Consider the following 19,308-nt stretch of genomic DNA (forward strand, 5'->3'; position numbering starts at 1 on the left):
GCACCGTTTCGATTATTCGACTCTCAAAACGATTACAAAACGCCTGTTTTCTAAAAAAACGATTATACGGCGTCTGCGCATCGTTTCGATTACTCGACTCTCAAAACGATTACAAAACGCCTGTTTTGAAAAAAAACGATTATTCGTTGCTTCCTCACGGGCTTGCCGACCCCACGTCTTCCTGTCCCATCCAGCCGAATCGCCGTGAAAGCCGCCGCGTCGCGGCTTCCAATGTGCGCGCAGGATTGCCCGTGGGTCCACTGTCGAAGCTGCCGCTCGGTCCCATCAGCGCGAGCACCAGACGGATGCTGCTGGTATGGTCCAGCACCGCCGCGGCCAAGGTGTCGATGCCCGGCACTGGCCGGCTCAATGCGGTATCGATGCCGTCCGCGCGGATTTGCGCCAGACGTAGCGCGTACGCTTTTGTCAGCTGCGGTAGCGATGGTGCGGTGCCTTTGCGACCGGCGGCGGTTGTTGGGTCTTCGGCCGCTGCCGAAGCCGTTGCCCTCGGCACTCTTGCCGCCGTAGCGGCCGCCTCCGCAAAAATCTCCCCCGCTTGGGCCCCTGCCAGCCGCAAATGATCTTGCGCCAGCAGACCATTGCGCACATCGTCCGCGACATAAGCCGCAAACACGCGCCCGATCGCCGTATTCACCAGCGACATCACCGTGCCGACCCGCAAGCTCACATGCAGCGGCCGCGCGGACTCTTCGAGTCGCACAACGGTGGGCCCAAGCGGTCCAAGGACCGCCATCGCGACACTCATCCCCGTCGACGCCGCCAGTTCGACGACTTCCGGCTCAGCCTCACGCGTGGGCGACAAACGCTGCAAGCCGATCAACCCAAGCTCCAGTGCGAGCGGCCCGGCTTCGAAACAACCGGCAGCGTCCCGATTGAGCAAACCAATTTTCAGCAAGCTCACCAGATGCGGAAACGCTTTGGCCGGCGGCATGCCAGCGGCGGCGGCAAGATCACGCAAGCTCAATGGCCGCGCCGCTGCGACCAGCGCCGCGAGTAACTCGCCGGTGCTGTCGAGCGACTGGATGCCGCGCTGCGGTTTGGCGTCGGCGGAAGCGGCGTGGGAGGTATCGAAGGAGTCGGTCACGATGCAGAGGAAGCTAACAAGGAAGGCGCCGCCGCGAGTTCGGCGCTGATGTCATGCGCCGTCGCAAGCAGTGCGCGAGCGGTGGGGCCGTCGGCGGCGACGTCGATGGCGCCCGTCGAACCGATCACCGTGAGCGCCAGGCACAAGCGGCCATCGGCATCGCGCACCGGGGCGCTCAAACTGCTGATGCCCGGACTCGGTGCGTCGACGCTGAATGCGAGCCCATGCGCGCGGATTTCGTCTAAAGCTGCTTCGAACGCGCCGCGTTCATCGGGTGGTGTCATCGCGCGATCCATCGAGCCCGACTGATTCGCCCACATCCCCGCCAACACCTCGCGCGGCAGATAAGCGCAAAACACCCGTCCCGTCGACGTGGCCGGCAGCGACATCACCGTGCCCACATGCAGATTCACATGCAACGGAAAACCCGCGTGCTCGTAGCGAACGATGGTCGGCCCCTGCGGCCCGGCGATACAGATCGCGACGCTGAAGCCAATCGCTTCGGCCAACTCCGCCACGCGCGGCACGGCGGCGCGAAACGCCGGCTGGTTCTCCAGATGCATCAATCCAAGCCGCAAAGACAGTGGACCGGGTTCATAGCGGCTCGACAGTTCGTCACGTTTGATCAAACCTAACCGGCTCAAGCTCACTAGATAAGCATGCGCCTGCCCCGGCGCGATCTGCGCGGCGGCGGCGAGATCGGACAAAGCCAGCGGACCGCGTGCCTGTGCGAGCGCCAGCAACACGCGACCGCCCACTTCGACGCTTTGAATCCCGCGCTGTGGCTTGCCGCCATCCGCCGTTTCGCTGTCGCCCGAACCTTTGCCCGTCGCCGATTTCGCTGCTTTGCTCACACCTGCGCTCGTCCGTAAAAAGGGTCCATGTTAACCGACGGCCTACGCGAAGGCCTACGCCGTCCTATCCTCATCTTATGCGCTCTGCAGTTTGCGTATAGCGATACATTTCGCTATTGACAAATAATCCGATGCGGCCATAAGATGCATTCACCCCGACACACCGGTGCAGTCACAGAGTCAAAAACGGGGCGAGACAATCCTCCAATACAGTTAGCCCGCGCATCTGAACGCGCAGCCGGCCGTCTCGCCTCACGTCCAACTTTTGAGGGAGACAAGCATGGCAAAAGCATTCGCATCCCAGGCCGATCTGGAAGTCAAGAAAGTCACGTGGACCAAGCTGTCCGAGAACGCCTACGCGTACACCGCAGAAGGCGATCCGAACTCGGGCGTGATCATCGGCGACGACGGCGTGCTGATCGTCGACACGACAGCCACGCCGGCCATGGCGCAAGACCTCATCGCCAGGATTCGCAGCGTCACCGACAAACCGATCAAGTACGTCGTGCTCTCGCACTACCACGCAGTGCGCGTGCTCGGTGCATCGGCATATTTCGAAGAAGGCGCGCAGCAGGTGATCGCGAGCCGCGGCACGTACGAGATGATCGTTGAGCGCGGCGAAGCGGACATGAAGTCGGAAATAGAACGCTTCCCGCGTCTCTTCGCCGGCGTCGAGACGGTGCCGGGCCTGACGTGGCCGACCCTCGTGTTCGAAAAAGAAATGACGCTGTTCCTCGGCAAGCTCGAAGTGCGCATCGCGCATCTTGGCGCGGGTCACACAAAGGGCGATACGGTGGTATGGCTGCCGTCGCAGAAGGTGCTGTTCTCCGGCGACCTGGTCGAGTACGACGCGGCTTGTTATTGCGGCGATGCGCAACTCGAACAATGGCCGGCCACGCTCGAAGCGCTGCGCGCGCTGCAGGCCGACAAGCTCGTGCCGGGCCGTGGTCCTGCATTGACCACGCCGGAAGACGTCAACAAGGGCCTCGATTACACGAAGGACTTCGTCACCACGCTGTTGCAGCAAGGTCGCGAAGCCGTCGAACAGAAGCTCGACTTGAAGGCTGCCATGGCGCACACGCGCAAGGCGATGGACCCGAAGTTCGGCCACGTGTTCATCTATGAGCACTGCCTGCCGTTCGACGTCTCGCGTGCCTTCGACGAAGCGAGCGGCATCACGCATCCGCGCATCTGGACCGCGCAGCGTGACAAGGAAATGTGGGACGCGCTGCAAGCCTGATAACCGCATGGAAACGCCGGAAAGCGTCAAGCAGAGCAGAGAAGGACGGAGACACAAGATGAGCATCAACTACCAGACGCTGTCGTTCGACTACCAGCCTTGCCGCGAACAAAGCGCGCAAGGCGGTGCGGAGCAGGCGGCCTATCCCGTGATCGTGGTCGGCGCGGGGCCGGTGGGCCTCGCTACCGCGATCGATATCGCGCAGCAGGGCGTGCCGGTCGTACTGGTCGACGACGATTGTTCGTTGTCCACCGGTTCGCGGGCGATCTGTTTTTCGAAGCGCTCGCTCGATATCTTCGACCGGCTCGGCTGCGGGCAGCGAATGGTGGACAAGGGCATCAGCTGGAATGTCGGCAAGGTGTTCCTGAAAGATGAACTGGTGTACACGTTCAATCTGCAGCCGGAAGCGGGCCATAACCGGCCCGCGTTTATCAACCTGCAGCAGTACTACGTCGAAGGCTTTCTGCTCGAGCGCGCGCAGGAGATGCCTAATCTCGAGATCCGCTGGAAGAGCAAAGTGGTCGGCGTGCAGCAGAACGGCACGCAGGGCGCTCAAGACGCCAGTGTGACGCTGACCATCGACACACCCAACGGTCAGTACCCGTTATGCGGCCGCTATGTGGTGGCCGCCGACGGTTCGCGCAGTCCGATCCGCAATCTGATGGGACTCGACAGCAAGGGGGTCACGTTCAAAGACCGCTTCCTGATCGCCGACGTCAAGATGGAAGCCGACTTCCCCACCGAACGCTGGTTCTGGTTCGATCCGCCGTTCCATCCGAATCAATCGGTGCTCCTGCATCGGCAGCCGGACAACGTATGGCGGATTGATTTCCAGTTGGGTTGGGATGCCGATCCCGTGTTGGAAAAGACGCCGGAGCGTGTGATCCCGCGCGTGCGTGCGTTGCTCGGAGCGGATGCGAAGTTTGAGCTGGAATGGGTCAGCGTCTATACGTTTTCGTGTCTGCGCATGGACCGGTTCCGGCACGGCAACGTGCTGTTCGCGGGCGATTCCGCGCATGGCGTGTCGCCGTTCGGCGCACGCGGCGCGAACAGCGGCGTGCAGGACGCGGAAAACCTCGCATGGAAACTGGCGATGGTGCTCGAAGGTAAAGCGTCCGATGCTTTGCTCGACACGTATGCCAGCGAGCGCGAATTCGCCGCCGACGAAAACATCCGCAACTCCACGCGCTCGACCGATTTCATTACGCCGAAGAGTCCCGTCAGCCGCGTGTTCCGCGATGCTGTTCTCAAGCTCTCGCGCCGACATCCGTTTGCGCGGCAGTTGACGAACAGTGGCCGCTTGTCGGTACCGGCGGTGTTGCGTGACTCCCCATTGAACACAGCGGACAGCGAGCGTTTTGACGGTCTGATGGTGCCGGGTGCGTCGTGTGTCGATGCGCCGGTGCAGGCAGCTGGGCAACCGGCATGGCTGCTGCAACAACTCGGCCAGCAATTCACGGGCGTGTTGTTCTGCGGCGAGCAAGGGCTCGATCAGGCGGCTCACTCTGCGTTGGATGCGTTGCATCGCGGTCCGATCCCGCTGAAGCTCGTCGTGGTGACGAGTGGCAATGCGCAGGTCGCTGCGGTCTCTGACGCGATCGTCGTGCGCGATGTCGACGGTCTTGCAAGCGCACGCTACGACGCAAAACCCGGCACCTTCTATCTGATTCGACCGGACCAGCATGTCTGCGCGCGTTGGCGGCAACTCGACGCGACTGCGGTGATGAGAGCATTGAAGCGCGCGCTGTGCGTCGAAGGCACGGCCTGAAGGCAACGGCATGCACGGTTTTGGCGAAAGACGAAGCACATCGGCAAAAGAAAATAGCAGGAGACAGTTATGGCATTGAACACGCAACCCAATCTCGCCCGTCCCGACGATTTCTACGAGGCGCTGATCGACATGCACCGTGATCTGGACGACGCGCAGAGTCAGTCGGCCAATGCGCAGCTGATCCTGTTGCTCGCCAACCATATCGGTGATCACGCGATACTGCTTGAAGCGATGCAGCACGCGCGTGAAGGCGTGGGCGATGCTTCGGCTAAAAGCGCAGAGGCCCATCCGCTGGCCGCCTGAACACGCGGCACGACGAGCGGTAACGATTAAACGCTGCACGCGCGTGGCCATTCGAGCCACGCGCGATCCACCCCGGCGCGCGGCGCATCTACACCGCCGCATGCCGTTCCAGTAGCACACCAGAACGCGGCGCATCAAGACGCCGGACTCACGGGTCCGTTGGACCCTCACGTTTGGAGAAAACCGATGAGCCAATCCCTCGCCCCCGCGCTGGGCGCATCCGCTGCCGCGCACGACCACCTGCTGTATCGCAAGGTCTCGCTGCGAATCATTCCGTTTCTGTTCCTTTGCTATGTCGTGTCGTTTCTCGACCGCATCAATATCGGCTTTGCGCAGTTGCAGATGAAGCACGACCTCGGTTTCAGCGACGCGATGTACGGTCTCGGCGCGGCGGTCTTTTACATCGGCTACGTGCTGTGCGAAGTGCCGAGCAATATGCTGTTGGCGCGCTTCGGCGCGCGGCGGACCTTCACGCGGATCATGCTGCTGTGGGGCATTGCATCGGTTGGCATGATGCTGGTGTCGAAGCCCACGCACTTCTACGTGCTGCGTTTCATGCTCGGCGTGTTCGAAGCGGGATTCTTCCCGGGCATCGTGCTGTATTTGACCTACTGGTACCCGGCGCGGCGGCGCGCTGCCGTGCTGTCGATCTTCTTTGCCGGCGTCGCGGTGGCGGGCGTGCTCGGCGGCCTCGTGTCCGGCTGGATCATGCGCGACATGGGCGGCGTGATGGGGTTGTTCGGCTGGCAGTGGATGTTTGTGATTGAAGGCGCGCCGGCCATCGTACTTGGCCTGCTCGCCGCGTTTTATCTGGTCGACGGGCCGCAGCATGCGACGTGGCTCAACGCTGATGAGAAAGCGCAACTGATTGCGCAACGCGATGAAGACCGCCGTGCTTCGTCGGAGGCGCATTCGTCGCGCTCATTCATGAACGCGCTGCGTAATCCGCGGGTTTATCTATTCGCGTTCATCTATTTTTCACTGACCTGCGCGTCGCTGACACTGAACTTCTGGATGCCGCTGATGATTCGCGACTTCGGCATTCACGATGTGCTGGCGATCAGTCTGTACACCGTGATTCCGAATGCGGTCGGTGCGGTGGGCTTGATTCTGATTGCACGCAACTCGGACCGCTGTGGCGAACGGCGCCGGCACTTCGCGGTTTGCACGATCGGCGGTGGCATCGCGCTCTCGCTGCTGACCCTGCATCTGAGCAGCTTTCCCGCAATGCTCGCGATTCTCTCGGTGGCGGCCGTGCTGATTTTTGCCGCGTTGCCGATCTTCTGGACTGTGCCGTCGGGCTATCTATCTGGCGCCGCGGCTGCGGCCGGTATTGCGCTGATCAGCAGCATCGGCATTACAAGCGGGATTGTCAGCCCTTGGGTCATCGGTCTGATCAAGACACACACCGGCAGCATGGACAATGCGCTGTATCTCTTGACCGCGTTGCTGTTCGTCAGCGGTGTGGCGTTGCTGCTCGGCGTGCCGAAGGAAGTCAGGCGCAGCTAGGATCGAATGGGCTCGGACGTCATATCGGGTAGAGTCGCGAATATTCCTCTGTGACCGTACGCAAAACGTCCGAATCTTCGCGATGTATTCGATCGAACCTGTTCCCTTACCGCATGACGGCCCGGCCGACATTTCGTTGTGGCGAGTCGATTTCGCTTTTGACGCTTCGCTGGCCGATACGGCCTTCACGGCGCTCAGCGACGACGAACGCGTGAGAGCCAAAAGCTTTCGCCGCCAGGACGACGCGCTCCGATTCGCGTCCGTGCGCGCGGCGCTGCGCGAGCAACTCGCGCGGCGTCTCGGCATCGCGGCAGATGCCGTCCGGTTCACGAGCGATGCAAACCGTCGCCCGCATCTGGCTGATTTCAACGCGCTCGACTTCAACGTATCGCATGCAGGCGCCCACGGGCTCGTAGCAATGTCGCCTGAGCGGCGTGTCGGAGTCGATGTCGAGCATCACAGCGACAAATTCGATTGGCATTCGATCGCGTCGTTGACCCTCGATGCAAGCGAAGCGGCGTGGATCGAGCAGCTCGACGCAGCACGGCAGGTTGCGGCGTTCTACGACGCATGGGTCGCCAAAGAAGCGCTCGTCAAAGCAACGGGGGTGGGCATCACGCGCGGGTTACAGCATTTGACGGTGCTGCCGCGTGACAGTACTCAGGTGACACTCCGCAATCCGATTCCCGAAGACATGCGCGAAATGGCTGCGCGCTGGATTGCGGCGCCGGACGGCTATTCCGCATGCGTGGCGTGGTCGGCGACAACGTTCGCCTGATCGAAGTCGAGCGATCCGCCGCTCAGGTTCACGAAGCAACGCAAGGCGCCCCCGGATATGATGGCGAAATGCCGCACTAAGCCTGCAGCATCCTTGTCCACCCACGCTCGCCCATGCCGACAAAATCATTCGATGCTGCATCGACCGCCGCAGCCACCGAAGCGGTACGGCGTCTGCCCACCTTGATGCTGGCCGCCGGCCTGTCGTTAGGCAGCGCGATCGCGCTGGGCCTTGCCCGTTTCGCCTATGCGTTGCTGTTGCCGTCGATGAAACTCGATCTCGGCTGGAGCTTCGCTCAAGCCGGCGCAATGAATACCGCCAATGCACTGGGCTATCTGCTGGGTGCGCTGGCTTTTCCGCGGCTCGCGCGCCGCTGGTCGGCCGGTGTGTTGTTCGGCGCCGGTTGCGCGGCCACCGCGCTCCTGATGGCCGTCAGCGGTCTGCTGGCCGATACGCATTCACTACTCGCGTTGCGCGTGATTACCGGCGCGAGCAGCGCGGCGATTTTCATCAGTGGCGGGGTGCTGGCAGCGCGGCTTGCGTCGGCGAGGCCGCATGATGCGGGGCTTGTGCTGGGTTTGTATTACGGGGGCACCGGCTGGGGTATCGTCGCTTCGTCGGTGCTGGTGCCGCTGACCATTCTCAACGTCGCGCACGGCTGGCAGTTTGCGTGGTTTGCGCTGGCGGCCGCGTGCGCCGTATTCGCCACGATCGCCATCGGCGCCGCGAGGAAAATCGACAGCGTTCACGCGACGGGGTCGTCGGCCGCGCATGCTTCCGATGCCGCCGACGCGCCACGTTGGCCGCGTTTCAGTCCGGCGCTGGCTGGCTATGGCTTGTTCGGCGTCGGTTATATCGGCTACATGACCTTCATCGTCGCGCTGCTGCGCAACGCGGGCATGAGCGCGGCTGTGGTGACGGGTTTCTACCTGTTGCTCGGCGTGGCGACGGTGGTCTCGGCGCGCTTGTGGTCCGGTCTGCTCGACCGCATGCGCGGCGGCCATGCGCTCGCCATACTCAACGCGTTGCTCGCGGTGGCGACGCTATTGCCCGCGCTGTTCACGCAACCGTGGGTAGCGTTTATTTCCGGCGTGCTGTTCGGCGCGACGTTTCTCTCTGCTGTCGCTTCGACCACGGCTTTCGTGCGCCACAATCTGCCCGCGAGCCACTGGGCCAAGGGCATCAGCGCATTCACGATCGTGTTCGCGTTCGGACAGATCGTTGGGCCGATGGTGATCGGGTGGGTTTCGGATGGCGCGGGGCTCGCACGCGGACTGGTTTATTCCGCGCTGCTGCTCGCGGCCGGCGCGGTGCTGGCCGCTTGCCAGAAACCGTTGCGCGGAGTCTGAGCCGGCGAGTCCGCGCGGCCACGGATTAGCGCCTCAGCGCATTAGACCTGCACCGACGGAATGCTCTTCATACACCGCAACGCAAACATCGAACGGCTGTGACGGATGCCGGCGATCTTATAGAGCTTCTCGCGCAGAAACCGCTCGTAACCGGCCGTACCGTCGACCGCCACTTTGACCAGATAGTCGTAATCGCCCGACACCAGATACGCTTCCAGCACTTCGGTCAGCGTGGCCAGTTCGGCGCCGAAGCGAGCGAGGGCATCGTCGTCGTGACGGTCGAGTGTGACTTCGAGCAGCACCACGTCGGCGAAGCCAAGCTTCTGCTGATCGAGTAACGCGACGTAGCCGCGAATATATCCCTCGGTTTCCAATTGACGCGTGCGATTCCAGCACGCAGTGGTCGACATGCCGACCAGCTCCGCGAGCTCGGCGTTGCTCAGGCGCGCGTTCTTCTGCAACTCGCGCATGATCTTCCGATCCTGGTTGTCTAGTGGGCGACTTCGGGTGGTCATGGCATTCTCGGAAGGTTATTCGGATGAATGTCATTCTAAAGGAAGATTGTCCTGCACTCGATTCATGGGTGCATTGCTTTAGGAAGCATATCCAGCATGCGCCCGGGTATATTTTCAGGGTGCATTCATGCCCGGGACAACCGTCCGGGCCGCCGGCCTCAGGCCTGCGGTCTCGCGCGGCCACAAGCTGCCATCTGGTGCGTCGCTGCCTTTACAAGAAGGCGGCACGCGGGCGGATTCCGGCGTCACCCGCGCCGGAAGATGCGCTCGTCGGGCATGGACGCATTTTCCTGATCGAGTGATCGCTCAACTCGGTTTGTTGGGCGCTCTAACCGCGCTTTGCACGGCGACATTGCGATACACGTCGCGGCAGAATTGCGTACCGCTCTCAAGTGTGCCGTAGACGGCAGAGGTGACCTGCACTGTTCCTTCGACACGTTGAGACGTCGACGGATTGACGACGGCGGCGTCGATAGCGAATGGATCAGTGGGCGAGGCGCGCATGATGCCGACGCCTTTGATCGTGACTGCGAGACAGGGATCAGGCACTTGTGGACCATGAGTGGCGGCAACGTTGAAATTGATGTTCAGGGTCCAGAAGCCCTCATGAATACCCTGATGAATAATGACCGCCTTCACCACGTCCTGATGTGACAGGGTGTATTCGTTGCTTGCCATGGTCCCTCCTTGCTCGTACGCAGCATGTGCGTGCGTGTGCAGATATGGCATTTTGCGCGAGCTAGCGAGGCTAGTTTACGCGCCGTCTTTTGAAGCGCAAGTTAACGGGGGGCACCGCCACGCGGTTCCGCGCGATTTTTCGTCAACGCGCGCATGAATGAAGTGCAAAAAGAAGACGCCCGGTTGAGGACGTCTCGAGACGTGACCCCGCCCATACAGGCGGCGTCGCGCGAAATGACCTTCAGGTGAACTGTTTATCTTGCTGAGTGTGTTGCAAAGGATTAATGGAAAATGAGGTACAGGATGACCAATACAATCAGCGGAACGCCAAGAAGCCAGCCGAGAAGGTAAGGCATGATGTGATCTCCTTTCGTGTGGAAGTTTGGAATACGATGGTTATTCAGCATTCGGCGTGCCTGACGGTTTTTTTGCCTGCCGCAAAGTAGACGAAAGAGGCAGCAGGCCCGCCATTCAGGGCAAATCCCCCTTCGGCACATTGTTGAACCGCACTGGATCTAGCCGTTGCCGGTAAAGCCCGGATACAGCGTCATGCCGCCATCGACAAACAGCGTCGTGCCCACCACGTAATCGCTTTCATCCGATGCGAGCCAGACAGCGGCTTTGCCGATATCCTCCACTTCACCCACCCGCCCATAGGGAATCAAACGCAGTAATTTCTCGAGCGCGGCGTCCGTATCCCACGCATCCTTGTTGATCGGCGTACGGATCGCGCCTGGTGCAATGGAGTTAACGCGAATGCGCTCCGGCGCCACCTCCTGCGCGAGGGATTTCATGAACATCTGAATCCCGCCTTTGGACGCCGCGTAGTTGACATGCCCGGCCCAAGGGATCACTTGGTGCACCGAGCTCATGCAGATGAGCTTGCCGAGCGCTTTCGAAACAGCTCGCGGGCCGCGTCGCCGAAACTCTTTCACCGCCGCCTGCGCCGTCAAAAACTGCCCGGTCAGATTGGTTGCCAGCACCGTTTGCCACTCCTCCAGTGTCATATCGGCGAATGCACTATCCTTCTGCAATCCGGAATTCGCGACCACGATGTCGACGCTGTCAAACCGCGCTCGGCATGCATCGAACATTCTCTCGACCTGGGCGGGATCGGCCACATCGGCTTGCACGGCGATTGCCGCGCCGCCTGCTTTGCCGATCGTGTCGGCGAGCTGCTCAGCCGCTTCGGGATGCGAATGATAATTCAGCACCACGGCAGCGCCCGCATTCGCCAGTGCCTGCGCAACGCCATACCCGATGCCGGAACTGGCGCCTGTGATCAAGGCGACCTGATTTTCAAGTAACTTTTTTTCCACCGCGTTCTCCGGCGTGACAACGTGAATGTATATCGACAGTCGGCAAAGCGAGGCCGCCGGATGTCCGTGCAGCGAACTGCACCGATATCCGGCGGCCGGCTCGATTTGAACTACTTAAGCGAGTAGCGCACAGGCTATATCACCCCGGCTATGAGCAAGACGATCACCACGATCACCACGATGCCGAGACCGCCCGTAGGCGCATAGCCCCATGAACGGCTATGCGGCCAGGTCGGAAAAGCACCGATGAGGAGAAGGATCAGCACAATCAGAAGAATAGTTCCCAACATATATGAGCTCCGCTTGGTTGATAGGACCTGCCCTGTGACCACCGCCACGCAACGCGCGCCGGAGCGCGCTTGCAAAAGGCAGTATCGGTGACCTTGTTGAGCAATCCGCATGCCCAGAGCGATTCGAGCGCGACCCGCAGCGCGGCCACGACGATCGCGCGCATCGCCGGCAGCGATGCAGCGAAACTGCAGCAGTTGTCCGTGCGGCAGAGGAGCGATCGGCCCGGGCTTCAAGAGGGGCTTATTTGCGCACTTACCTGCGTGCGGCCTGATACGCGCCCAATGCCGCGCCGAGGTCTTCGTCGGTCATCGCCGGGAAGATGTTCATCGTCAACAAGTCACCCCATTCGAGCGCCAGCGCCGAGAGACCACGGGTATCGCCGGCTTCGACCACCGCAAAGCCATGCAATCCGCCGATCGCATGCCAGCGCCCCAGCAATGTGACACCCTCCGGCGCCTGGCCGCCGGTTTTCATGAAGCGCTCGATCACAGAACTTTCCGCGGTCGGCAGACCATCCCACTGCACGATGAATTTCATTGCGGGTCTCCAATTTGAATTGGCGATGCCGGCTCGTGGCGCGCTGTCATCGTCGCTGGTGCCGAGTGCCTTTGCGTGCCTCGCGCCGCAAATACGCCGCGCCTGGATGCGGTCCGCAACGCGCGCGCTATCGGCAACCGGCATGAAACCACGTGGCATCCTAAACATCATAGGCGGGTGCACGGTGACCAGCGTCGCCGCGTGCGGACATTCGCCAGGTCAATTAAACAACGCCCGTCTCCCGGAGCGTGGCGCGGTTGTTTTTTCCAATTGCAGGCGTCTCGCGCGTCCTACAAGAAGAACGCCTTAAGTCGGTTACCGAAGATGGTGTCTCGAACGGAATAGCGGTGCGCCATGCGGCGTGGCGGGACAACCGGTGCGGGCCGCTGGGGCCAGGCGGCAGCAGCGCCCAGGCATCAAATACAAACGGCACGCGCATTGCGCGCGTGCCGTTGCTGTGAGCGTCTGAATCGGAGTCTAACCGCGCGACGGATCGCGCAGCACGGCGGGCAGGGGCGCTTTGGCGATCGTCTGATGCGCCGTGGGAAAACCCGGCGGATAGTCGACGACACGTGCCGCACCCGGCACGGTTTGCATGGCGGCGCTCGAGCGCGCCCCGATCCGTGCGCCGCCAACGATTGCGGCCATCGCCTGGCGGTCGAGTTCGACGCTGTCGGCGAGGTCCTTGATGACGAGCTTTGCCATGGCGGCTCCAGGGAAGAGGGCGAGCGGGCGGCAGGCGTGAATCTCCGGCCGCCGCCCGGGTGTGTCTTTAAGTGTGCAGAGGTCTCGTCGCACTGTCAGTATAGGAAATCTGCTTGCAGCTCGCCTGTCGGATGTGAACCGGCAACAGGCAACAGTAGGAAAGCCCCGGGCCCTTCGCTACTGCACACCGTTAAACGTTGGCGTAATTGGCAGCCCACAGCGACGGGCTGACATTCAGATGCAACGGCACGAAACCGGCGCCGATCACACCGATGTTATTGAGCGCGGCGACGTTGACGTTTTGAATCTGGCTGAGGTTCTGGCTCACCGAGACGTTGACATTGGCAATGCCGCTGAGACCGGCTACCGACGGCAGGCCAGGCACGCTGCTGCCGGTGCCGCCGGCCACCGCCGACATTGCGCGGCGGTCGAGCTCGCGGGTGCGGGACAGATCGCGAATCATGAGGGATGACATGGTGATTCTCCAAAGGTGCGCGGAAGACGGGCGTGATCGGGGCGAAGCGGAGATTGCCGAGGGCCTCTGCGCTTCGCCGAACCAGGCTTTACACGCGGATGTTGTTGCTCGACGTGACGCAAGGATTGATCGTCGAATCGATGCCGGTCGCGAACGCAACGTTGTTGCCGTTGGCGTTCTGGATATTCAGTTCGTTGCTGATCAACTGCGTGGCGGTGACCTGCTTGCTGTTGTTCGGCGCGTACACCGGGCTGAAGTTGAAGTACGACGTGCTGGGATAGCCGAAGCCGCCACGCACGGCGCTCATGGCCTTGCTGTCGAGTTGCGCGGTGATGGACAGGTCTTTGATCATCAGCGTGTTCATGGTAAATCTCCTGAGAGTAGGCATCGCAGTCTTGCGGTTGGGTTCGAGCATCTTGTCTGCTCGAGTGTCACTAATGCATGGGCTGTGCCAGTTTTGTTCGTGCCTCCTAAGAAAGTGGGTCGAGGCTTGGTGCACAAGGCTTTCGCGTTACATCGCCGGGTTAGAACCGGCGTGCGGCGACACGCAGACGATTTGCGACCGGTGGCGTGCAACCGACACATCGCCGCATGCTGTTGGATGTCGCGCGACACCGTTGTGCCACACGCGCAGCGGGGCAATCCTGGTTTGCGAAAGCGCGGGGCGGGAGCTAGTATCGAAGCGGCGCATGTAACTGGTTACGACAGGTTTTCTATCAGCCCGAGGGGCGCCGATCGCATACGATTCGGTTCAACGGTAGCGGCGGCGCTTCGCACAAATGGCTAGCCTTGCGCATGTGATTCGCGACTATCAGAGCGGCGAGCTCTCACGTGACGAGTTCGTCGCTCAACTCGACAGCACGTTGACGACCGAGGGACTCGGTCCCACGCAGCTGCTGGAGATGCTCGGCACAGCGCAACGCAAAGCCCCTCTGCCCGACGACCTCTATGCCGAAGTACGGCGGCGTATCGAGCAGTTGCGCGTTTCGAACGTGGCGGCCGGCGGCGAGGAAACCGGCATGCAGACCACCGTCGAAATACCGTCGGTGCGCGTTGCGAGTGCGGCAAGCCCGGCCGGCGCGGCGAGCGCCGCCGGCGTGCCCGGACACGATCAGATCAAAGGCACCGGCGATACGCTGAACAACCGCTTCGTGCTCGAGGAGTGTCTGGGCGTCGGCGGGATGGGCACGGTGTACAAGGCGCTAGATTTACGCAAGCTCGAAGCGTCGGATCGCAAACCGTATCTTGCGATCAAGGTGCTCAACGTCCAGTTCCGCGGCAACCCGAATTCACTCGTCGCGCTGCAACGCGAGGCGCGCAAGGCGCAGGTGCTTGCGCATCGCAACATCATCACGGTGTACGACTTCGACCGCGACGGGCCGATCGTCTATCTGACGATGGAATACCTGACCGGCAAGCCGCTGAGCCAGCTATTGCGCACGCCGGGATACAAGGGGATGCCGGTTCGCGCCGCGTTGCCGATCGTACGCGGCATGTGCAATGCGCTCGCCTACGCGCACGAACGCGGCTTTGTGCATTGCGATTTCAAGCCCGCCAATGTTTTCCTGACGACCAATGCCGAAGTGAAGGTGATCGACTTCGGCATCGCGCGTGTGTTCCAGCGGCCGGAAGAGGAGAGCGACGCAACCGTCTTCGATCCAGGCAGCCTTGGTGCGTTGACGCCCGCCTATGCGAGTCCGGAGATGATCGAGCACCGCGAGCCGGACCCGCGCGACGATATCTACGCGCTCGGCTGCATTACCTACGAACTGTTGACGGGGCATCATCCTTTCGATCGATTGTCGGCGACGCAGGCTCGCAATGCGGCGTTCAAGCCGCAGCGGCCGCCCAACCTCGATGCGAAGCAGTGGCGTGCGTTGCGAGCCGCGCTTTCGTTCGATCGCAACACGCGCATGCCGAGTGTCGTGCGCTTTATCGCTGAGTTCGACAACGAAGCACGCGCCGAAAAGTCGGGCACGTTGGCCAAGGCGGGGCTCGCGGGTTTGGCTGTGGTGTGTGCTGCGGCGGTTGGCGTGTTTGCTTTGCGGTCGGCGCCGAATCGTCAAAGCGGGGCGCAGCCGGTTGCTGCGGTTTCCGAGGCTGCGGCGGATCAAGCGGCTTCAGCGTCGCCACCGGCCGCGCCTGCGGCGGTGGCGAGCACGTCCGAGCAACCCTCAACTGGCGGGCGAATTGCAGGGCCAACCGCCGCGCCGCCCGCAGCACCGCCCGCAGCACCGCCGGTGGCGCAAACCCCGCCGTCGCCCGCGCCCAAGCCCGCACTGACCTTAGCCGCCGTCGCGCCTGTGCTGGCGCAAGTACCATGCTCGGCGCTGTCCGCTTCGGCACAAGACCACTCGCTGACAGTGCGCGGCTACGTCTCGCAACGCTATGGTGCTGCGCGTCTGAAGGACACGCTGGCTGCATTGCCGGGCGTCGACGCGCTCACGCTGGAAGTCGAGCCGCTCGCCGACGACAAATGCGACACGATCAAGGCGCTCGCCTCCTATTGGACCCGCAACTGGCAAGCAGGCCACATTGCGGCGCTGCATGTGCGGCCGCCCGGCGGACAGTTGAGCGAAGGCGACTCACTGGTCGTCGACGTGACCACGCCCGCTTACGACTCGTACGTGAACCTCGACTACTACCAGCTCGACGGCAGTGTCGTGCATATGGTGCCGAGCCCGCGCGCAAAGGACAATCAGGCGCCCCCGCACTATGCGGCCACCATCGGCAGCGCGGGTGACTGGATCATTTCGAAGCCGTTCGGAGCGGAGATGGTGGTGTTGCTGATTACGCCCGCGCCGCTATTCGACAAGCCGCGGCCCGAAAGCGAATCGCTCGCCGATTATCTGCACGCACTGGATACGCGGCTGGCGCAAATTTCGGGCAAATATGGGGCGGATCACATCGTTGCCGATTTCGCGCCGATCACGACGAAGCCGCACACACCCTGATCGACGCCTGCGGCTTCATCCGCAGCGCGCGAGAATCAGCCGGCTCACTTGAGGTCCTTGACGACCCTGAAGCCATCCTGCGATTGGCGCACCCCGGCGCTGTATTTGAAGCGTGTTGCGCTCAGCATGTAGTTCCCGCCTTCACGCCACGAACCGCCGCGAATCACGCGCATCTCGCAGCCGGGGCTGTCCCACGCGTGGCCGTCGGCGGGCGCACCCTGGTAGGAGTTATGCCAGCAATCGGCAACCCATTCCCAGACGCTGCCGTTCATGTCGTACAGACCGAGCGGATTCGGCGCGAACGAGCCGGCCGCCTCCGGGCCTTCCTTGTGCCACGGATCGCCGCAGTCCTTGCAATTGGCGTTGCCCTTGCGCATCTGATCGCCCCACCAGTAAGCCGTGGTGGTGCCGCCACGGTCCGCGTATTCCCATTCGGCCTCGGTGGGCAAGCGGTATGGCTTGCCGGTCATTTTGCTCAACCACTTCACGTACTGTTGGGCGTCGTCCCAACTGAGGTCGCGTGCGGGGGCTGCTTTGTTGGCATTGCTTTCGGGCGTCAGCTTTTGACAGGCGTTCGCTGCGGCGCACGCGTTCCATTGTTCGACGGTCACCGCGTATTTGCCGATCGCGAACGGCGCGCCGATTGTCACGTGATGGACGGGTTTTTCAGACGGATCGTCCGTGCTGCTGCCCATCGAGAACGCGCCCGCAGGCAGCGCGATCATGATCGGACACGCGGCGCAGTCGCGGCTTTCGCCGGCGCCCGGTGGATGCGCTGCGGGCTTCTGCGCGACTGTCGGCGCGCCAGATGCCGGGGGTAGGGCGGTCGTTGCAGTGGGCGCAGCGGCGGCGCGCGGGTGTTCTTGCGGAGCTGCGCTGGCCGGTGCGGTCGGCCGCGCCGCTGGCGGTGACGGCGCAACGGGTGGCGCAGCAGATGGCGCACTCGCCGATGCCGCGGCGTGCAGCCGGTCGATGCGCGCGTGGGCGAGCGTGGCGAAGCGGCCATTCGGATAGGCCTTCAAATAGGCCTCGTAATCGCTCGGGTAGTTGCTGTCCTTGATGGAATTCCAGAAGGTAATTTCGTATTGCTCGCTGCTGTCCTTCGGCAGGATGCCCCTGCTGTGCAGCGCGACAACCGGGTCGTCGTTGCTGGCGGATATGAGCGGCGCAGGGGCGGCGCCGGATGCAGGCTCCGTCAAGCGCACAGTTTCGTCAAGCGATGAGACGATCCACGGCGTTTGCTCGCCGCTAGTGGCTTCGCTAACCCGCGTGGCGACGCGTTGAAACAAGTCAGCAAGACCCTGCGACGGAGCGTCCTTAAGCGCGCGGAGCAACGCATTCGTGTAAACACCGTGACGCACGCCGTCTGCCGCAAAGCCGCCCGGTGCTGTTGCGTAAGCGATCAGGGTATTGGCGGGAAGCATGGACTTATCGAGCACTACGTCAGTGGAGAACGGGTTGTTCAGGCACGTATCGAGAATCACGAGGTTGAGTTGGCCGGCACGCGGCGCACGCATCGCCCGCAATACGGTATTCAGGTCGATGCCCTCGCTGATCAGCCGTGCCGGCGCGCGTGCATTCAGGCCGGCAGGTACGAGCAGCGTCTGCCGGCCGATTTGCATGCCGTGACCCGCGAAATAGAAGAGTCCGATACCGCCTGCGTTGAGACGCTGCCGGAATTCGCGGATGGCTTGCTGCATTTGCTGCGGCGTCGCATTGGTGCGCATGATGACGTCGAAGCCGTGCGCACGCAGTGTGTTACGCATGGCCCAGGCGTCGCGCGGCGCATTGTCGAGAACGACGGGGTCTGTGGCATTGCCATAGGCGCCGTTGCCGATCACGAGTGCAATACGCCTACGGGGCGCGTTTTCCTTCTGCGGTGTGACCGGCGCAAGCGTAGTCGATGTCGAAGTAGCCGCGCCGTGCTCAGTGCCGTCACGCTGCGCCGCGGCATGAGCATGGCCCCCATACGCCTGAATTGCCCCGGCCATGCACACCAGCAGGAATATTCGCCACATATTCAAATCCTGTTTGTTCCGGACAGAACATACGTGTTCGACGACAACTGTGCCGGTAGCACCCGTTGGCGTGCACCGGCCGCGGCATCGATATCGCTATCGACTCTCCATCGACGACCTGTAAACAACGATAGCACGCGGTTTGCGCGTCACAACTGTCCGCGTGCCGGCGATGCGTTATACGGTTAACGAGTGTGGCGTATCTTTTTGGCAAGTTACGTCCTAAGCTAATTCACAAAGTAATGCAGCGTTGCCGTCTTGATACTGCGGCTGTCCAATCACGCGTGCGCCCGCGACATCCAGCCGGAGCGTCCGGCCTGTGCCTCGCGCGGCCGAGGCGGGCATGACCTTTCTTCGGGAGAGTGCGCAATGCGAAGAACCCTCACACTCCGCGTTCTCGACATACGTCACGGAACGAAGACGAGTCTTGCAACGCGCCGCACGGCTTTGTGCGCCATCCTCTCCATCTTGCTCGATATCGCGTTGCCGTCTCCATCCGCGTTTGCCGAGCCGACGCCCTCGCCACCAGGCGCCGAGGAATACATCATCTGGCCGTCGGATGGCACGGTGATCCACGGCGGAAAGCTGTGGGTGCGCATGGGACTGCGCAACATGGGCGTGTGCCCGAAGGGCGTCGCGTTTCCGAACACCGGCCATCACCATCTGCTGATCGACACCGACCTGCCGCCGCTCGACCAGGAAATTCCCTCGGACCGCAATCACCTGCATTTCGGCGCGGGTGAGACGGACGCGCGCATCGAGTTGCCGCCGGGCAAACACACGTTGCAACTCATTCTCGGCGACCACAACCATGTGCCGCACGTGCCGCCCGTGTATTCGAAGAAGATCACCATCATCGTGCAAAAAGACTAGCGCGACCCGCTTTTTCAACGCGGATCCGTCAGGA

General features: G+C 62.2%; 19 protein-coding genes and 1 pseudogene. 8 read left to right on the forward strand and 12 right to left on the reverse strand.

Annotated features, from left to right (window positions below; all coding sequences use genetic code 11):
* Positions 1-154: 154 nt before the first annotated feature.
* Both ACAX43_RS02345 and ACAX43_RS02350 read right to left on the reverse strand, forming a co-directional pair.
* Positions 155-1,105, reverse strand: a complete 951-nt coding sequence (locus ACAX43_RS02345) for an IclR family transcriptional regulator (RefSeq protein ID WP_370706804.1) — start codon at positions 1,103-1,105, stop codon at positions 155-157.
* Positions 1,102-1,959: an IclR family transcriptional regulator gene (locus tag ACAX43_RS02350; RefSeq protein ID WP_370706805.1), complete on the reverse strand. Its 858-nt coding sequence runs from the start codon at positions 1,957-1,959 to the stop codon at positions 1,102-1,104. The genes ACAX43_RS02345 and ACAX43_RS02350 overlap by 4 nt, the downstream gene beginning before the upstream one ends.
* A 280-nt stretch (positions 1,960-2,239) precedes the next feature.
* On the opposite strand from ACAX43_RS02350, the gene ACAX43_RS02355 reads away from it, so the two are divergent.
* From ACAX43_RS02355 to ACAX43_RS02380, 6 genes are all read left to right on the forward strand, one after another.
* Positions 2,240-3,199 (forward strand): MBL fold metallo-hydrolase, encoded by a 960-nt coding sequence (locus ACAX43_RS02355; protein WP_370706806.1) that lies wholly within the window; start codon positions 2,240-2,242, stop codon positions 3,197-3,199.
* Positions 3,200-3,257: 58 nt separating this feature from the next.
* On the forward strand, positions 3,258-4,967 hold the full coding sequence (locus ACAX43_RS02360; protein WP_370706807.1) for an FAD-dependent oxidoreductase: 1,710 nt from the start codon (positions 3,258-3,260) through the stop codon (positions 4,965-4,967).
* A 69-nt stretch (positions 4,968-5,036) separates the two neighbouring features.
* The gene (locus ACAX43_RS02365; protein WP_370706808.1) at positions 5,037-5,273 is read left to right on the forward strand and encodes a DUF2783 domain-containing protein; all 237 of its coding nucleotides are present in this window, start codon (positions 5,037-5,039) and stop codon (positions 5,271-5,273) included.
* A gap of 186 nt (positions 5,274-5,459) precedes the next feature.
* A complete protein-coding gene (locus tag ACAX43_RS02370; protein ID WP_370706809.1) occupies positions 5,460-6,782 on the forward strand; it encodes an MFS transporter in 1,323 nt (440 codons plus the stop codon).
* Between the two features lie 82 nt (positions 6,783-6,864).
* Complete coding sequence (locus tag ACAX43_RS02375; protein WP_370706810.1) at positions 6,865-7,560, forward strand: 4'-phosphopantetheinyl transferase superfamily protein; 696 nt, start codon at positions 6,865-6,867, stop codon at positions 7,558-7,560.
* Between the two features lie 113 nt (positions 7,561-7,673).
* A complete protein-coding gene (locus tag ACAX43_RS02380) occupies positions 7,674-8,909 on the forward strand; it encodes a YbfB/YjiJ family MFS transporter (RefSeq protein ID WP_370706811.1) in 1,236 nt (411 codons plus the stop codon).
* 41 nt (positions 8,910-8,950) lie between these two features.
* Here the strand turns inward: ACAX43_RS02380 and ACAX43_RS02385 are convergent, their stop codons facing one another.
* The 8 genes from ACAX43_RS02385 to ACAX43_RS02420 form a co-directional block, all read right to left on the reverse strand.
* Positions 8,951-9,424, reverse strand: a complete 474-nt coding sequence (locus ACAX43_RS02385; protein WP_370706812.1) for an Lrp/AsnC family transcriptional regulator — start codon at positions 9,422-9,424, stop codon at positions 8,951-8,953.
* 306 nt (positions 9,425-9,730) lie between these two features.
* Positions 9,731-10,102, reverse strand: coding sequence for a hypothetical protein (locus tag ACAX43_RS02390; RefSeq protein ID WP_370706813.1), 372 nt, complete (start codon positions 10,100-10,102; stop codon positions 9,731-9,733).
* Between the two features lie 515 nt (positions 10,103-10,617).
* Positions 10,618-11,421, reverse strand: coding sequence for an SDR family oxidoreductase (locus tag ACAX43_RS02395; protein ID WP_370706814.1), 804 nt, complete (start codon positions 11,419-11,421; stop codon positions 10,618-10,620).
* 134 nt (positions 11,422-11,555) lie between these two features.
* Positions 11,556-11,711, reverse strand: a complete 156-nt coding sequence (locus ACAX43_RS02400) for a DUF3309 family protein (RefSeq protein WP_115776526.1) — start codon at positions 11,709-11,711, stop codon at positions 11,556-11,558.
* 253 nt (positions 11,712-11,964) lie between these two features.
* The gene (locus tag ACAX43_RS02405) at positions 11,965-12,249 is read right to left on the reverse strand and encodes a DUF3303 domain-containing protein (RefSeq protein ID WP_370706815.1); all 285 of its coding nucleotides are present in this window, start codon (positions 12,247-12,249) and stop codon (positions 11,965-11,967) included.
* A gap of 477 nt (positions 12,250-12,726) precedes the next feature.
* On the reverse strand, positions 12,727-12,954 hold the full coding sequence (locus ACAX43_RS02410; RefSeq protein WP_370706816.1) for a hypothetical protein: 228 nt from the start codon (positions 12,952-12,954) through the stop codon (positions 12,727-12,729).
* A gap of 190 nt (positions 12,955-13,144) precedes the next feature.
* Positions 13,145-13,429: a hypothetical protein gene (locus ACAX43_RS02415; protein ID WP_370706817.1), complete on the reverse strand. Its 285-nt coding sequence runs from the start codon at positions 13,427-13,429 to the stop codon at positions 13,145-13,147.
* 88 nt (positions 13,430-13,517) lie between these two features.
* Positions 13,518-13,793: a hypothetical protein gene (locus ACAX43_RS02420; protein WP_370706818.1), complete on the reverse strand. Its 276-nt coding sequence runs from the start codon at positions 13,791-13,793 to the stop codon at positions 13,518-13,520.
* Positions 13,794-14,208: 415 nt separating this feature from the next.
* On the opposite strand from ACAX43_RS02420, the gene ACAX43_RS02425 reads away from it, so the two are divergent.
* Entirely contained in the window at positions 14,209-16,383 is a 2,175-nt protein-coding gene (locus tag ACAX43_RS02425; RefSeq protein ID WP_370706819.1) for a protein kinase, read from the forward strand.
* 44 nt (positions 16,384-16,427) lie between these two features.
* Here ACAX43_RS02425 and ACAX43_RS02430 read toward each other — a convergent pair whose 3' ends face one another.
* A complete protein-coding gene (locus ACAX43_RS02430; protein ID WP_370707082.1) occupies positions 16,428-17,108 on the reverse strand; it encodes a formylglycine-generating enzyme family protein in 681 nt (226 codons plus the stop codon).
* Between the two features lie 543 nt (positions 17,109-17,651).
* Positions 17,652-18,401, reverse strand: a pseudogene (locus tag ACAX43_RS02435) (caspase domain-containing protein); the annotation flags it as partial.
* A 369-nt stretch (positions 18,402-18,770) separates the two neighbouring features.
* Between ACAX43_RS02435 and ACAX43_RS02440 the strand changes: the two are divergent.
* Positions 18,771-19,274, forward strand: a complete 504-nt coding sequence (locus tag ACAX43_RS02440; protein ID WP_370706820.1) for a DUF4399 domain-containing protein — start codon at positions 18,771-18,773, stop codon at positions 19,272-19,274.
* Positions 19,275-19,308: the final 34 nt, after the last annotated feature.

Source organism: Paraburkholderia sp. IW21, assembly GCF_041321145.1.
Lineage (GTDB): Bacteria > Pseudomonadota > Gammaproteobacteria > Burkholderiales > Burkholderiaceae > Paraburkholderia.

Coding starts and splice junctions, on each gene's coding strand:
- ACAX43_RS02385 (WP_370706812.1), bottom strand. CDS start 9,424: ATGACCACCCGAAGTCGCCCACTAGACAACCAGGATCGGAAGATCATG.
- ACAX43_RS02370 (WP_370706809.1), top strand. CDS start 5,460: ATGAGCCAATCCCTCGCCCCCGCGCTGGGCGCATCCGCTGCCGCGCAC.
- ACAX43_RS02375 (WP_370706810.1), top strand. CDS start 6,865: ATGTATTCGATCGAACCTGTTCCCTTACCGCATGACGGCCCGGCCGAC.
- ACAX43_RS02425 (WP_370706819.1), top strand. CDS start 14,209: ATGGCTAGCCTTGCGCATGTGATTCGCGACTATCAGAGCGGCGAGCTC.
- ACAX43_RS02415 (WP_370706817.1), bottom strand. CDS start 13,429: ATGTCATCCCTCATGATTCGCGATCTGTCCCGCACCCGCGAGCTCGAC.
- ACAX43_RS02430 (WP_370707082.1), bottom strand. CDS start 17,108: ATGATCGCGCTGCCTGCGGGCGCGTTCTCGATGGGCAGCAGCACGGAC.
- ACAX43_RS02420 (WP_370706818.1), bottom strand. CDS start 13,793: ATGAACACGCTGATGATCAAAGACCTGTCCATCACCGCGCAACTCGAC.
- ACAX43_RS02355 (WP_370706806.1), top strand. CDS start 2,240: ATGGCAAAAGCATTCGCATCCCAGGCCGATCTGGAAGTCAAGAAAGTC.
- ACAX43_RS02405 (WP_370706815.1), bottom strand. CDS start 12,249: ATGAAATTCATCGTGCAGTGGGATGGTCTGCCGACCGCGGAAAGTTCT.
- ACAX43_RS02410 (WP_370706816.1), bottom strand. CDS start 12,954: ATGGCAAAGCTCGTCATCAAGGACCTCGCCGACAGCGTCGAACTCGAC.
- ACAX43_RS02440 (WP_370706820.1), top strand. CDS start 18,771: ATGCGAAGAACCCTCACACTCCGCGTTCTCGACATACGTCACGGAACG.
- ACAX43_RS02365 (WP_370706808.1), top strand. CDS start 5,037: ATGGCATTGAACACGCAACCCAATCTCGCCCGTCCCGACGATTTCTAC.
- ACAX43_RS02400 (WP_115776526.1), bottom strand. CDS start 11,711: ATGTTGGGAACTATTCTTCTGATTGTGCTGATCCTTCTCCTCATCGGT.
- ACAX43_RS02360 (WP_370706807.1), top strand. CDS start 3,258: ATGAGCATCAACTACCAGACGCTGTCGTTCGACTACCAGCCTTGCCGC.
- ACAX43_RS02390 (WP_370706813.1), bottom strand. CDS start 10,102: ATGGCAAGCAACGAATACACCCTGTCACATCAGGACGTGGTGAAGGCG.
- ACAX43_RS02380 (WP_370706811.1), top strand. CDS start 7,674: ATGCCGACAAAATCATTCGATGCTGCATCGACCGCCGCAGCCACCGAA.